The organism is Helicobacter typhlonius (genome assembly GCF_001460635.1).
GTDB classification, from domain to species: domain Bacteria; phylum Campylobacterota; class Campylobacteria; order Campylobacterales; family Helicobacteraceae; genus Helicobacter_C; species Helicobacter_C typhlonius.
In genome coordinates, this window is sequence record NZ_LN907858.1 from 1,020,625 (window position 1) to 1,034,251 (window position 13,627).

General features: G+C 36.6%; 16 protein-coding genes. All 16 read left to right on the forward strand.

Annotation, left to right across the window (positions count from 1 at the left end):
* The first annotated feature begins 150 nt into the window (after positions 1-150).
* Positions 151-861 (forward strand): cytochrome c biogenesis CcdA family protein, encoded by a 711-nt coding sequence (locus tag BN2458_RS05045; protein ID WP_231944729.1) that lies wholly within the window; start codon positions 151-153, stop codon positions 859-861.
* A 19-nt stretch (positions 862-880) separates the two neighbouring features.
* On the forward strand, positions 881-2,125 hold the full coding sequence (locus BN2458_RS05050) for a metal-dependent hydrolase (RefSeq protein WP_034343714.1): 1,245 nt from the start codon (positions 881-883) through the stop codon (positions 2,123-2,125).
* Complete coding sequence (gene mscS, locus BN2458_RS05055; RefSeq protein WP_034325697.1) at positions 2,125-2,949, forward strand: small-conductance mechanosensitive channel MscS; 825 nt, start codon at positions 2,125-2,127, stop codon at positions 2,947-2,949. Before BN2458_RS05050 ends, mscS begins: the two co-directional genes overlap by 1 nt.
* Positions 2,949-4,226 carry an aminofutalosine deaminase family hydrolase gene (gene mqnF / locus BN2458_RS05060; protein ID WP_034325696.1) on the forward strand — a complete coding sequence of 426 codons (1,278 nt, stop codon included), beginning with the start codon at positions 2,949-2,951 and terminating at the stop codon, positions 4,224-4,226. The genes mscS and mqnF overlap by 1 nt, the downstream gene beginning before the upstream one ends.
* On the forward strand, positions 4,223-4,726 hold the full coding sequence (locus tag BN2458_RS05065; RefSeq protein ID WP_034325693.1) for a low molecular weight protein-tyrosine-phosphatase: 504 nt from the start codon (positions 4,223-4,225) through the stop codon (positions 4,724-4,726). The genes mqnF and BN2458_RS05065 overlap by 4 nt, the downstream gene beginning before the upstream one ends.
* Positions 4,727-4,738: 12 nt before the next feature.
* On the forward strand, positions 4,739-5,122 hold the full coding sequence (locus tag BN2458_RS05070) for an arsenate reductase family protein (RefSeq protein WP_034325691.1): 384 nt from the start codon (positions 4,739-4,741) through the stop codon (positions 5,120-5,122).
* Complete coding sequence (locus BN2458_RS05075) at positions 5,123-6,487, forward strand: NlpC/P60 family N-terminal domain-containing protein (protein ID WP_034343716.1); 1,365 nt, start codon at positions 5,123-5,125, stop codon at positions 6,485-6,487.
* A complete protein-coding gene (locus BN2458_RS05080) occupies positions 6,484-7,380 on the forward strand; it encodes a metal ABC transporter solute-binding protein, Zn/Mn family (RefSeq protein WP_034343717.1) in 897 nt (298 codons plus the stop codon). The genes BN2458_RS05075 and BN2458_RS05080 overlap by 4 nt, the downstream gene beginning before the upstream one ends.
* Positions 7,377-8,117, forward strand: coding sequence for a metal ABC transporter ATP-binding protein (locus tag BN2458_RS05085; RefSeq protein ID WP_052082206.1), 741 nt, complete (start codon positions 7,377-7,379; stop codon positions 8,115-8,117). The genes BN2458_RS05080 and BN2458_RS05085 overlap by 4 nt, the downstream gene beginning before the upstream one ends.
* Positions 8,110-8,922: a metal ABC transporter permease gene (locus BN2458_RS05090; RefSeq protein ID WP_034325685.1), complete on the forward strand. Its 813-nt coding sequence runs from the start codon at positions 8,110-8,112 to the stop codon at positions 8,920-8,922. The genes BN2458_RS05085 and BN2458_RS05090 overlap by 8 nt, the downstream gene beginning before the upstream one ends.
* Complete coding sequence (locus BN2458_RS05095) at positions 8,919-9,113, forward strand: DUF5408 family protein (protein ID WP_034325682.1); 195 nt, start codon at positions 8,919-8,921, stop codon at positions 9,111-9,113. Before BN2458_RS05090 ends, BN2458_RS05095 begins: the two co-directional genes overlap by 4 nt.
* Before the next feature lie 25 nt (positions 9,114-9,138).
* Positions 9,139-11,661 carry an RNA ligase gene (locus BN2458_RS05100; RefSeq protein ID WP_034343718.1) on the forward strand — a complete coding sequence of 841 codons (2,523 nt, stop codon included), beginning with the start codon at positions 9,139-9,141 and terminating at the stop codon, positions 11,659-11,661.
* A 25-nt stretch (positions 11,662-11,686) separates the two neighbouring features.
* Positions 11,687-12,061, forward strand: a complete 375-nt coding sequence (locus tag BN2458_RS10145; protein WP_175576933.1) for a hypothetical protein — start codon at positions 11,687-11,689, stop codon at positions 12,059-12,061.
* A complete protein-coding gene (locus BN2458_RS05110) occupies positions 12,061-12,432 on the forward strand; it encodes a hypothetical protein (RefSeq protein ID WP_034325678.1) in 372 nt (123 codons plus the stop codon). Before BN2458_RS10145 ends, BN2458_RS05110 begins: the two co-directional genes overlap by 1 nt.
* 15 nt (positions 12,433-12,447) lie before the next feature.
* Positions 12,448-12,747: a hypothetical protein gene (locus tag BN2458_RS05115; RefSeq protein WP_034325676.1), complete on the forward strand. Its 300-nt coding sequence runs from the start codon at positions 12,448-12,450 to the stop codon at positions 12,745-12,747.
* Positions 12,748-12,985: 238 nt separating this feature from the next.
* Entirely contained in the window at positions 12,986-13,618 is a 633-nt protein-coding gene (locus BN2458_RS05120) for a hypothetical protein (protein ID WP_138109578.1), read from the forward strand.
* Positions 13,619-13,627 lie beyond the last annotated feature (9 nt).

Genomic DNA, 13,627 nt, shown 5'->3' on the forward strand with positions numbered 1-13,627 from the left:
ATAACAATGCTATCCTTTTCCCGTATTTCACATATTGCGATAAAAATAAAAGGTTCAAATTATATAACAAAATTATGCTTTTTTGTGTATTTTGTGAAAATATTATCGTGGCTTAGATATAATGCCTCTCTACTCAAGCAAAGGATAGCAGTGATTTTTGATGACGCGCTCATATCATTTTATGAATCTATGCCTTTTGGGGCGAGCTTTATCGCTGGTATTCTTACATTTTTAAGCCCTTGCATTCTGCCCCTCCTCCCCCCATACATCTCATATATCTCTGGCGTGGAAATCAAGTATTTAGAGGATAGAGGCAAATTTCATAAATGGCGCATTATTTACACTGCATTGCTTTTTATCGCTGGATTCTCACTTGTTTTTATTGCACTCGCACTTTTTACCTCAAGCACACTTAGCACGTTTTTCTCTCACCCATTTGTGCGCTATATTGCTGGAGGCATTATTATTCTTTTTGGAATCCACTTTTTATTCCCCTTTCGATTTGCCCTCTTATATAAAAGTGCAAATATTCAGCTCAATCATACGCGTTTTGGCTTTTTTGCGCCATTTGTGCTTGGCATAGGCTTTAGTATCGGCTGGAGTCCTTGCGTAGGTCCTATTCTTACCTCAATTCTTACTCTCTCACTTTTGAATCCAACTCACGCACTTTGGCTTATGCTGTGTTATTGTTCTGGATTAGGATTAGCCTTTTTACTCGTGGCAATCTTCGTGCAAAGCGCACTTAGGATTCTTAAAAAACTCACTCCATTTTTACGCATCGTGGAGGTGATTTCAGGCTTGTTGCTCGTTTTCATCGGGCTACTCATCATAATGCAAAAAACCAACTTTTTAATACCATAGAGTTTCTAAGGAGGAAACAATGCTTTTCAAAAATGCAACACTTTGTGATTATCAAGGCGTAAGAGAGGGTGATTTACGCACAGAAAACGGAATCATCACAGCGATTGGTTCGCTTACTCCACTTCCTAATGAAAAAATACTTGATGCAGAAGGTAAGCTTCTCTTTCCTGCAATGATTGACCTTAATGTTGCGCCAAAAAGCCTTTCTCTCTCACGCAAGAATCTCCTCTCGCTTGCAAAAAAAGCTCTTAAAGGAGGGGTGGGAAGCATTTTGCTCTACCCACACACAACTCCATCTTGTAGTGAAAATGGCTCTATTGAGCTTATTAAAAGCCTTAATACACAATCTCCTATTCACCTACTCCCCTCAATTAATCCACTCAATAATGAGGGGAGATTAAGCGATATTAGCACTTTGCATAATAGCGGTGGATGTGCAATCTTTGCACGAAGTGATACAGATGCTCATATTTTGATGAAAACTGCACAATACGCTCAAATGCTTGATATTCCACTGATATGCTTTTGTCAAGATTCGTCTGTGGCTGATGGCGTAATGAATGAAGGAATTTTGAGTGCTTCGCTTGGACTTCCTTCTATACCTGCATACAGCCAAACTAAAGAGGTTGCTAAAATTGCTGAAATGTTTAGAAATATGCCAATAAAAATTATTTTTGATACACTTGTATATCCGCGTAGCTTTGACATACTGCGAACTTTTAAAGAGAATCTATCGCCCATACAGGCTGATTTTTTCACACAAACTTCAATACACCATTTAATCCTTAATGAAATTTTATGCGAAAACTACAATACTGCAGCCAAGCTCAACCCACCACTTGTAGATAAAAATGCTCAAGACAAACTTATTGAAATGCTACAAAATGGACATATTAATACGCTCACAAGTCTTCAATGTGCGGATTTTAACTCTAAAAAAGACCAAGTTTTTGAATTAGCAAGTTTTGGCGTAGATGCGCTTGAGATATATTTTTCTTTGCTCTATACATATTTGCACAAGGCTTATAATATTTCGCTTCCGCTTATTTCACAACTTACAAGTTACACGCCTGCGCAGATTCTAAACCTAAATAAAGGTGCTTTACAAGAGGGCAAAATTGCTCAATTATTTGTATTTAATCCCCATACGCACTACAAAGTAAATGATATTTTCTCACCTTATCATCAACATAATCTTTATGGTAAAATTGAAGCATTTTTAAGCAACGAAACACTCTACTCACCTCATACAAAGGAGCTATAATGCAAGAACTCAAACATTATTTCATAGACTTTATTCCTCAAATACAACAGCTTAGCATTGGATTTTTAAAAGCTGCGCTTATCCTCATTATTGGTTATTATCTCTCGCGTTTTGTAGCAAACAAAATCCGTAAAGCTATTGCAAAACAAGATGAAATACTTGCGCGATTCATTGGGCAAGTGATTTTTGTCCTTTTGCTTGTTGTGATGATTATCGCAGCACTTGGCACTATCGGTGTGCAAACAAACTCTATCATCGCTGTGCTAGGCACTGCAGGGGTAGCGATTGCGCTGGGACTTAAAGATTCTCTCTCATCAGTTGCAAGCGGCATTGTGCTTATTATTCTGCGCCCATTTAAAAAAGGAGATTTAATTGAAGTGAGTGGCTTGATTGGTAATGTTGAAGCTATCAATCTTTTTACAACCAATCTCCGCTTAAGTGATGGAAAATTTGCCATTATTCCTAATAGCAATATGGCAACTGCAAATATTATTAATACTACCTATAACGACCAACGCCGCATTGAGCTTATCATTGGCGTAGGGTATGAAAGCGATATAGAATCTGTAAAAAATATCATTATTGAAGTGCTCCAATCCACCCCTGAAGTTGATTTGCAGCAGCAATATTTCATTGGCTTAACTGAGCTTGGCGCAAGCTCTTTAAATTTTACACTTCGTTTCTGGGTGAAACTTGAATATGGCGTGCTAAATACACAAAGCAAAGTTTTAGAATCTATCAAAACAAACCTTGATAAAAATGGCATTGAGATTCCTTACAATAAACTTGATATAAATATTGCACAAGCTCCTAAGGCTAACTAATGTTGCATATTTGGGGGGCAAGAGAAGCATTTATATGTGATAAACATTTTTCTATTATGCATAATGGCGCGATTGCTTTTGAAGAAAATGTGGATAAAATATTAGCTGTAGGCGAATACGATACATTATGCTCACAATTTCCTAATGCAAAAACACATTTTTTTTCTCAAGGCATTCTTCTTCCTGCACTCATTAATGCTCATATACATTTTGAATTTGGTGCGCATTTAGCACAATTTTGTTATGGAGATTTTGGCACTTGGCTTGACAGCTTAATGGATTCGCGCGATGAAGTCTTAAATATTGAAGATGCGTATTTTGAATCTATGCTTACACAAGGCATAAATGAGCAAATAAATGCAGGTGTAGGAAGTGTAGGGGCGATAAGCAGCTATGGCAATGATATGAACGCACTTGCTTCAAGTCCCTTACGTGTAGTGTATTTTAATGAAGCCATAGGAAGTAATCCAAGTGCTATTGATTTTCTCTATGCTCACATATTAGAGCGTCTTGAACGTGCAAAATCTCTCCATAGCCCTACTTTCATACCAGCAATAGCCTTGCATTCACCCTATTCACTCCACCCTATAATGGCACAAAAACTCATAGACATAGCCACCAAAGATAAACTGCCCCTTTCAGCACATTTTTTAGAATCCGCACACGAGCGAGAATGGCTTACCCAAAATAGCGGATATTTTAAAACATTTTTTCAAAGATTCTTTAAAATTGAGAATCCTCAAAGCTTTTACTCACCCCAAAGTTTTTTAGATATGCTCTCCCCCCTTAGAGACACTCCACTCTCACTTACACACTGCCTCTATATAAAGGAAGAAGAGGCAAAAATGATAGAATCTCTGCAAGCTTCTATCATTACCTGCCCTCGTAGTAATCGCCTTTTAAACAATGCTTTCTTCACACGCTCCCTTCTACGAAATAAAAAAATCCCTCTTGCACTTGGCACAGATGGCAAAAGCTCGAATAATAATGTCAATCTCCTTGATGAATTACGCACAAGTCTTTATGCATATCCGCAAGAGGATATACTTGCCCTTGCAAAATCATTGATTTTAAGTGCCACACTCTATGGAGCAAAGACTTTGGGGCTAAATAATGGCACATTAAGCGAGGGTAAAAATGTAGATTTTGCCATTTTTGAATTTAGCCAACCTTTATTTCAAACTCATCAATCTCACCCCAATCAATCGCCCCTACATTTTATTCTCCACGCTACAAAACCTACTCATCTTTTTATCAATGCAAAGGCAGTATTATGAAAGATTCTACAATTCAGAGCATACTTTTTGTGTGTTTGGGCAATATTTGCCGTTCACCCTTAGCTCAAGGTATAGCGCGACACATAGCACAGCAACATAACCTTAATATAGAAATAGATTCTGCAGGGACAAGCGGGTGGCATATTGATGAGCAACCCTGTGCTGGCTCACGTTATATAGCTAAAGAACACGGATTTAGCATTGATGATTTACGCGGGAGACGCGTAAGTGCGTATGCTGATGAAAAATTTGATTTGATTATCGCCCTTGATAAGAGCAATTATGCTGATTTGCTTGCACTTGGTTTTGATAAGGCAAAAGTCAAAAAGCTTGGCGAATTTGGATTAAAAGGAGCGGATATTCCTGACCCTTATACTTATAAGGATATGGAGGGTTTTGAGCGTATATATCAAATGATATATCTTTGCGTGTATAATCTACTCTCTATACATTATCCTATGATAGAATCTCCTCATAATACTCCCTCTACAAAAGAATAGAAAGGATAAATTATGGCAATCTCACTCTATGGCATCAAAACTTGCGGAAGTGTCAAAAAAGCAATAACACTCCTTGAAAAACATTCAATTCCCTTTACTTTTATAGATTTAAAAACCCACACACCCACCAAAGAACAACTCGCCCTATGGATTAAGCAAAAAAGCATAAAAATCGTGCTTAATACCAAAGGCACAACTTATAAAAATCTCAAAAAAGATGGAAAAATTACTGACACAATCTTAGATTCTACACTTCAAATACAAGTTGATACGCTTTTTGCCACGCCAATGCTGCTTAAACGCCCCATTATTACAAGTGATGAAAATCTCATTATTGGCTATGATGAGAGCGCTATCTTAAATCTTATTCATATTTTTCAGCAGAGGAAGCTGTAAATGAAATTCTGCCAAATCATATTTGCTATTTTTTTTGCTTTGGGTTTGAATGCTTGTGCAGACAAAATTATCCCAAGTGCTCAAGTCAAAGATTTACAAAGCTTTCCTCAAGACGCACTTTTTTATCTTCCCACAAATAAAGAGATAAAATCTAAACACGATGATAAGACTCTTTTGTCCTTTAAAAAAGATTATTTGCAAAAATATTTTTCCCCTTGGCAGCAAAAGCCAAATCCAAAGAAAAATGAAGTGTTTTGGATTCTCCCCTCACTCCAAAATATCGCCACAGGCAAAGGCAAAATAAAAAACTATGGTGAAAATCTCCAAGAAATAAGCTCGCAAGAAGCAAAAGAACTTATAGATTCTATGAATCTTAACTCTTATCCAAACCAAAATCAAAATGCCATTATTACCACTACAACTTCAGTGCGTGCAGTGCCTACAAACAAACCCCTATTTAATAAGCCAAATGGCTATCCATTTGATAGATGGCAAAATTCCCTTATTTTCGCAGGCACACCTGTGCTTATCACACATATGAGCAAAGATAAATCTTGGGTGCATATTCAATCTAGTTTTGTTTATGGCTGGATAGAATCTCAACATCTTGCTACACTCACTCAAGAGCAGGTAAAAGAAATACAAGGCTACGCACACTATGTAAGCCCTACTATTGATAAGATTCCTTTATTTGATTCTCATAAACACTTTACCTCACAAGCGCGTATTGGACAAATTTTTCCTGTGTATGGCGCACAGCTTAAACAAAGCGTTGGCATTGCAATCTATGTGCGTTTGCCAAATGGCAAAGCTCAAAGAGAGCATATCTATATTGCAAATGACAAAATCCAATCTTTCCCACAGAAATTAGATTCTCAGGCTATCGCCTCAACAATTAATGCAATGATGGGACAAAAATATGGCTGGGGCGGATTCTTAGAAAGTCGTGATTGTTCAGCCTTTATTCGCGATATTTTCGCCCAATTTGGCTTACATCTCCCGCGAAATTCTAAGGCTCAAGTCTATTATGGTAAAAATCAAATTGATTTAAGCAAACTTAATCGCAAGGAGAAAGAAGCCTTTATTATAGCCAATGCTACACCTTTTCAAAGTATTCTTTGGCTACAAGGACATATTATGCTCTATATTGGAGAATATCAAGGCAAAGCCATTGTCGCACATAGTGCGTGGAGTGTAACTACGGGTAAGCACTATGAAAATATGCTTGGTGGAGTTGTCATTACTTCTTTGTATGCAGGAGATGAGCATAATGGATTTTTTGCAAAATCTCCCTTACTCATTGATAGAATCCAAGCTATGTCTGACCTTTCGCAGCTTGCAGCACAAATCAAAGGGCATAAATGAAAATTATCATAACTCTATGCTTGTGTATTATGAGTATGTTTGCTAAAGAAATCTCGCCTATTAAAGTGCTTGTGAGTGTGCTACCACAAAAAGAAATGATTGAACGCATTGGGGGCGAATATGTTAAAGTAGAGGTGCTTGTGCCTGCGGGCAAATCGCCCGAAATATATGAGCCAAGTATTGCACAAATGAGACATATTGAAGATTCTCATATTTTTTTTGGTGTTGGAATGCCTTTTGAATCTGCTTGGCTTAAGCGATTTAAAAATACTAATCCCTCGCTTATTTATTATAATCTAGCGGATCCATTTGTGGATTCTAAAAATACAGAATCTCAACACACAGCGCATAAACACACACATAATCCGCATATTTGGCTCTCTCTCAAAGCTTCGATTTTACATACTCAAATTATCGCACAAACTTTAAGCAAAATCAACAAGGAACAAACGGCATTTTTTATGCAAAATGCTAAGCTTTTAGAATCTAAACTCCACTCCATACAAAAGCGCACTGCACATATTTTTAGCCTCGATACAGCACAAAAAAGCTTTATTATTTATCACCCAGCACTTAAGTATTGGAGCGAGGAATTTCACATAAAAGAATTAAGCCTTGAAAATGAGGGCAAAGAGCTTAAAGGTAGGGATTTAAGCGCACTCATACAAGAGGCAAAAAAACAAAAAATTGCGTCTATTTTTATTCAGCCCGAATTTGCAAAATCACGTGCAAAAAGTTTTGCAAATGAGCTTGATTTAAACATTATCGAGCTTGATGTGTTGCGTCAAGATTGGCTTTTATCCCTGCAAGAAATTGCTTGTCAGGTGGCATTTTCTCTTTCATCTACACAAAGTAAATCCTGCGTGCAGGCATATTTCAAGGACGAGCTATGAAACTTGTAGAAATCAAAGATGTGTCCTTTGCCTACACAAAGCATAATGTGTTAGAAAATGTCTCCTTTTGTGTAAAAGAAAATAATTTTTGGGCGGTTATTGGACCAAATGGTGGAGGAAAGACGACTTTCATCAAGCTTATACTTGGGCTTTTAAAGCCAAAAAGTGGCAGCATTACTTTTGCACAAGATATGAATGTGGCAAAGATTGGCTATGTGCCTCAAATTACAAATACAAACATAGACTTTCCTATATGCGTGGAAGATGTCATTCAAATGGGATTACTCAATCATATTTTTAACAGACCTAGCTCTAAGCAAATTGAGGAAATAGCATATTTGATGGAATTACTTAGTATCACTCATCTTGCCAAAAAACCTATCTATGCACTTTCTGGTGGTGAGCGTCAAAAAGTCTTTATTGCTCGCGCCCTTGTGAATAAGCCTAAACTCTTAATCCTTGATGAGCCAACCGCAAATGTCGATGTCAAAGCGCAAGATGAAATTTATAAGCTTTTATTAGAGCTAAACAATAAGCTAAGTATCATCGTTGTAAGCCACGATTTATCCATTACACTAGGCTATGCAAAAGAAGTGCTGTATATCAATAGATATACACTCATTCATCAGATTCCAAAGCTCGATTTTGACTTGAATGAGCATATTTGCGAGGTGGATATTCTTAATTTCTTTGCTAAAACGACTCAAGCACGAAACAAAGAAGGTGTAAATGGCTGATTTATTCTCGTATAATTTCGTGTGGTTGGCACTTCTTGTGTCCTTTTTAGTAAGTATTTGCAGTGGAATAATCGGCTCAATGATTGTGGCAAACAAAAATGTCTTTGTCGCTGGAGGTGTGGCACATAGCGCATTTGGTGGTGTGGGATTAGCACTTTTTTGTGGATTTAGCACAATGCTTGGAGCAATGCTTTTTGGCGTGATTATGGCATTATTTTTATCTTATGCATTTTTATACCAAAGACAACGACTTGATGCGTATGTAGGCGCAAGTTGGGCTTTTGGTATGGCAATAGGTGTGATTCTTATTGATTTAACGCCCGGGTATAGTAATGATATTTCAAGCTATCTCTTTGGCTCGATACTCGCTGTGGGCTTTGATGAAATCATAGCTATGGCGATTTTTGATATTTTTATCATCATATTTGTTTCACTCTATTACTACAAGATTTTAAACTTATTTTATGATAGTGAATTTTGTGCGCTTAAGGGTATGAATATCAATCTTTGGACAACTCTTATTTTTGTATGTATTGCTATTGGGGTTGTGATTTCAATGAATGTTGCAGGACTAATTTTGGTGCTTGCTATCCTTTCAATCCCTGCCTACATCGCAAATCTTTTCACTCACTCACTACGGGCGATGATGTGGCTCTCGTGGCTTATTTCACTAATCTTTATGTGGTTAGGGTTTTTTGTAGCTTATTGGTATAATATCAGCGTAGGAGCGTGTATAGTTGTATTACTCTCGCTCGCAATGTTTTTTGCTATCATTATTCACAAATTCACAAGGAGGATTTTATGAAAACAGAAGAAGAATCACAAAAAATTGCAAAAAGAGCGGTGAAAATCGCTTTGTTCTGTGTATTTATTACTTTGCTTTTAAGCCTTATTAATATCTATATACTGATTAACCAAATCAGTGCCACAGCAGCAATGAGCAAGGAAATCAAAGTGCTACAAGAAAAAGTAGGCATACAAAGACAAATACCTTAAATATTGTTTGTGTATAAGGAGCAAAATGCGCATTCTAGTTCTTATGCGAGGAATCCCCGCAAGTGGAAAAAGCACTTGGATTGCAAATATGGGTTTAAGTGAATATACCCTAAGTGCTGATTCTCTGCGCCTTATGGCAAGTTCGCCTGTCCTTTTACCCAAAAGCAAAAATGCCATTGATTTAGAATCTACAGAGTTTGCAAAATCGCAGACGCTTGATTCTCTTGCATTGATAGGGATTAACCAACAAAATGATAAGCAAGTGTGGAAATTGCTTTTTACTCTCCTTGAAATGCGTCTTAAACAAGGGGATTTTACAATTATTGATGCAACTCATACGAGTATAAAAGCCTTGCGCGCTTATGAAACCCTCGCAAATGCTTACCGCTATCGCCTAATAGTCGTAGATTTTAGCCATATTCCCCTAGAAGTGGCTTTGCAGCGCAATGCTTACAGAGGTTATAAATCTGTGCCCGTAGATATTTTGGAATCTATGTATAAAACTCTGCAAGATTCTCTAACCCTGCCCTCTCGTTATCTTGTTCTTAAAGCTGATGAAATTGCGCCGCTACAAGATAAAACTTGCCAAAGTATGCTGCATTTTAATCCTATTAATCTCAATACCTATACTCAAATCCACCATATAGGCGATATTCACGGCTGCTTTGAGACATTTTTAAACTATCTTATCTATACTCATTCTTCGCCATACTCACTTCAAGATGCGCTGCATATCTTGGAGCAGTCGCAATTTGCTCCCCAAATATGCGCTTCGTTCCTCAATCCCCAAAACTATTATATTTTTTTAGGCGATTATATTGATAGAGGTGTGCAAAATGCTCAAGTCGTGCGATTTTTACTAGGCATTATGGATTTACCAAATGTGTGCCTACTTGAGGGCAATCACGAGCGTTGGTTATATAAGTGGGGAAAAGAGGAGCTAGGTGCAAATGAGTTTAGCACATTTACGCTCAAAAATTTAGAACAAGGAGGTATAAGCTCAAAAGACACGCATAGGCTCTATTCTAAACTGCGTCAATGCGCTTATTATACCTTTGATGAAAAAATCATCTTATGCACGCACGGAGGACTTCCTACTTTGCCAAATAATCTCTTGCTTGTCGCTACAAAACAGCTTATTTATGGCAGCGGTGGATATGAGGATATGCAAGAATGCGCAAAAAGCTTCGCTCTTAGCACAGCTAGTAATACCTATCAAGTTTTTGGACATAGAAATAGAGAAAAGCACCCTATGCGCGTATATGAGCGAAATTTTGCACTTGAAGGTGGTGTGGAATTTGGCGGGGCATTACGCATAGCGGTATTGACAAAAACGCCTTTACCTTATCGCTATGCTACAAAAGCTCAAAACTCTAAGCTTATGGCACAAAGTCCGCTTATGGGCGTCATAAGGCATACAGATAATTTTACGCAAATCTATATGCAAAATAAACACGGCTCGCAAGAATTAAACGCATTGCACCAATCACGCTCAATCTTTGCGCTTTTACAAAAACTTCGTGCAAGTGTGCTCATCAAAGAGCGAGAGTTTGGAGAGCTTTCAAGCTTTAACTTCACCAAAGAAGCATTTTTCTCTAAGCAATGGAATAGCCTTACTTGCAAGGCTAGAGGTTTATTTATTGATACATATAATTTTCGCATTTGCGCAAGAAGTTATGATAAATTTTTTAATTACAAAGAGCGAGAAGAAACTTGTGATGAAGCTTTAAAGGAAAAATTGACCTATCCACTGAATGTGTTTGTCAAAGAAAATGGCTTTTTAGGCATTGTAAGTGCTAAAAATGCAAATGATTCTCTAAAGTTAGAATCCAAACTTTTCATCACATCAAAATCCGACCCAACAAGCCCTTTTGCACATATAATGCGTAACCTTATTGCAGAATCTCTGCGTAAAACTGCACAAGATTCTATACAAGAAGTTGAATCTGAACTTTATGAAGAGCTTAAAACGCGCAATCTTAGCCTTATATTTGAAGTGATACACCCACAAAACGACCCGCATATCATCGCTTATGAAAAGCCACAAGTTATTTTGCTTGATGCGATTTATAACACGCCTGATTATGCAAAACTGCCTTTTGCAGAACTCTGTGCGCTTGGGAACAAATTTGGCTTTATATGCAAAGAGCACAAAATAACACTTCATTGCTGGGAAGAAGTGAGCGAGTTTCTACATTGTGAAAACGCATTAGAATCTAATTCTTTATTTGCACAAGGTAAGCGGAAGAATGGCTTTATTGAAGGGTATGTGCTTGAAGATAGTGCGGGTTTTATGTTTAAGTATAAAGGTGCATATTATCGTGCGTGGAAAGATTTGCGTGAAATCGTTGAACAATGCGCACGCACTCGTGCTTTGCCTAAAAGTAAGGGTAAAAAATGGCAAGGAGATAGCGCGTATTATGAGCTTGAGGAAAAATTTATACAATGGCTATGTCAATATATAGAGCAAAATGGGTTTGAGAGTTTAGAATCTAACTCTCTTATTGCTTTGCGTGAGGCTTTTTTGCGCTCTTTGGCTGGATTTTAATCAATCCTATAAAAAAGGGGAGACAATGCGTTACATATTCATTATTCTATTTTGTTGTCATAGTCTATTCGCACAAATAGAAGAAGAAAAGACTTTTACAGATACAAATATCACGCAAGCTTATAGGCAAATGAAAAATAGTTTTTCAGAGGGCTATTATCTTCCACAAAGTATTAAGACTATGGAAAATATCACACAAACACTTGATGATGAGGAAAGTGAAATCTATGGTTATAAAACTCTCAAGGTGCAGTGGGAAAATACAAAAGAGGTGAAAATCAGCCTAGAAGCTTTTGAAAACGGGGAGAAAATTTGCACTTATGGAAGACAATTTTTATTCAAGTTATTATCAATATATAATCAATCATATAAACCCTTAAGATATGGGAAAATCATATAATGAAAAGAAAACTTAAAATACTCGGGATTATTTTTATAACACTACTCATACCTTTTGTCATAGCACTTGCAAATTTTACCATTATCTTTTTACTACAAGATAAATTTGGGATTACAAACGATTCGATTCCTTTTATAATACATTTAATCGGACTTATTTTACAATGTGTTTTGTTGTGGATTATTTTTATCAAAACAAAAGAGAAATATTTAGCAGACGCTTATATAGCTGGTATATGCTTTATTTCTATATTCATAGGAATGTTCTTTTTCGCTATTTGGATAGAAGTTTATCCTCATCTTTCATCTTATAATTATAACAAAATGATAAATTCACCTGATTGCTGTCTTGATAAGACTGATATCTTATGAGTTAGGAGAGTGTGAATGAGAACATTAATGCTATTTTATCTTATACCTTTGTGCGTAATGCTTACCTCCTGCACAAAGCCTATATATACAAGCTTTGAGACAAGCAAAGCAAAAATGGAGATGCTATCAGGGTTTAGCTTTGGACAATGTAGCAAGATAAAACAAGAACCGTATAAAAATGCTGAACAAATTTTGAGTAATAAGGACTTGATAGATTATAAGAAACAATACTATGAAAATGGCAAAATACCTCGTGGTATGAGAATCTGCTGGGATTCACACAAAGCCAAATGGGAAAATGGGACAATGTGCTAACACATCTCTCTAGCTACCTTGCTGGCGTGTATGGGGGAGTATGTGTGAGATTCCAAATGAGATTCTTAGCCTTAGGCTAAGACATGACAATTGCCCTTGTCGTGTTGCGCCCCACTTTTTTGTGTGTGTCATGTTGAGGAAAAGCGAAACATCTCACATAGATTCTCTCTATTTTGTTTTGAAAAAATATTGTATAATTAAGAGAAATCTTTCTATGAATGCGTTAAAAGGAGTATCAATGCAGATAGAAAATACCAAAGGCTTTGAAAAGGTCAAAATAATGCTATTTTTTGCCTTTATTGTGTATGTTTTTGTTTATGGCTATCCTCTTTATTATACGCATTATCTCTTTTTGTATGATTCTGTTGTTTATGATACACACCTTACGCCTATTGTTGTGAATATTTCCTATCTTATCTATGCTGCTTTAATGATAGTGGCATTGAACTTTTTTGCAAAGAAGTTGCAAAATAATAGGATTTTGTTTCTTGGTTTTTTATATCTGCTTTTTAATTATGCTTTGATTTTTTTGTATTTTATAAGTAATTTTATTTTTAGTGCCATGTCTATGTTTAAAAATGCTGCATTTTTTGAGTATGGTCCTTTGGTTATGCTTGTTTGTATGGTTGTGGTGTATGCCTTTTTCATAAGAGAATGCACAAAAAACAGCAGGCATAAAATGTTTAAAATACTTTGCTTTGTTTCAGCGATTTTGCAAAGTTTAGCACTTCTACAAATGTTTTATTTTGGGCTAAAGAATAATATTATGGTGCTCAAGCAAAGCGCTTTAATCAGTATGGTCTTTGAAATTTTAGCTTTGGGTGCTTTTATCCTTGCGTGTTGGAAATTATCCCAAAACACAAAGCAATGAAAAAGATAT

Coding starts and splice junctions, on each gene's coding strand:
- mqnF (WP_034325696.1), top strand. CDS start 2,949: ATGTTGCATATTTGGGGGGCAAGAGAAGCATTTATATGTGATAAACAT.
- BN2458_RS05095 (WP_034325682.1), top strand. CDS start 8,919: ATGAAAACAGAAGAAGAATCACAAAAAATTGCAAAAAGAGCGGTGAAA.
- BN2458_RS05065 (WP_034325693.1), top strand. CDS start 4,223: ATGAAAGATTCTACAATTCAGAGCATACTTTTTGTGTGTTTGGGCAAT.
- BN2458_RS05120 (WP_138109578.1), top strand. CDS start 12,986: ATGCAGATAGAAAATACCAAAGGCTTTGAAAAGGTCAAAATAATGCTA.
- BN2458_RS05070 (WP_034325691.1), top strand. CDS start 4,739: ATGGCAATCTCACTCTATGGCATCAAAACTTGCGGAAGTGTCAAAAAA.
- BN2458_RS05090 (WP_034325685.1), top strand. CDS start 8,110: ATGGCTGATTTATTCTCGTATAATTTCGTGTGGTTGGCACTTCTTGTG.
- BN2458_RS05100 (WP_034343718.1), top strand. CDS start 9,139: ATGCGCATTCTAGTTCTTATGCGAGGAATCCCCGCAAGTGGAAAAAGC.
- BN2458_RS05110 (WP_034325678.1), top strand. CDS start 12,061: ATGAAAAGAAAACTTAAAATACTCGGGATTATTTTTATAACACTACTC.
- BN2458_RS05050 (WP_034343714.1), top strand. CDS start 881: ATGCTTTTCAAAAATGCAACACTTTGTGATTATCAAGGCGTAAGAGAG.
- BN2458_RS05080 (WP_034343717.1), top strand. CDS start 6,484: ATGAAAATTATCATAACTCTATGCTTGTGTATTATGAGTATGTTTGCT.
- BN2458_RS10145 (WP_175576933.1), top strand. CDS start 11,687: ATGCGTTACATATTCATTATTCTATTTTGTTGTCATAGTCTATTCGCA.
- BN2458_RS05085 (WP_052082206.1), top strand. CDS start 7,377: ATGAAACTTGTAGAAATCAAAGATGTGTCCTTTGCCTACACAAAGCAT.
- mscS (WP_034325697.1), top strand. CDS start 2,125: ATGCAAGAACTCAAACATTATTTCATAGACTTTATTCCTCAAATACAA.
- BN2458_RS05115 (WP_034325676.1), top strand. CDS start 12,448: ATGAGAACATTAATGCTATTTTATCTTATACCTTTGTGCGTAATGCTT.
- BN2458_RS05075 (WP_034343716.1), top strand. CDS start 5,123: ATGAAATTCTGCCAAATCATATTTGCTATTTTTTTTGCTTTGGGTTTG.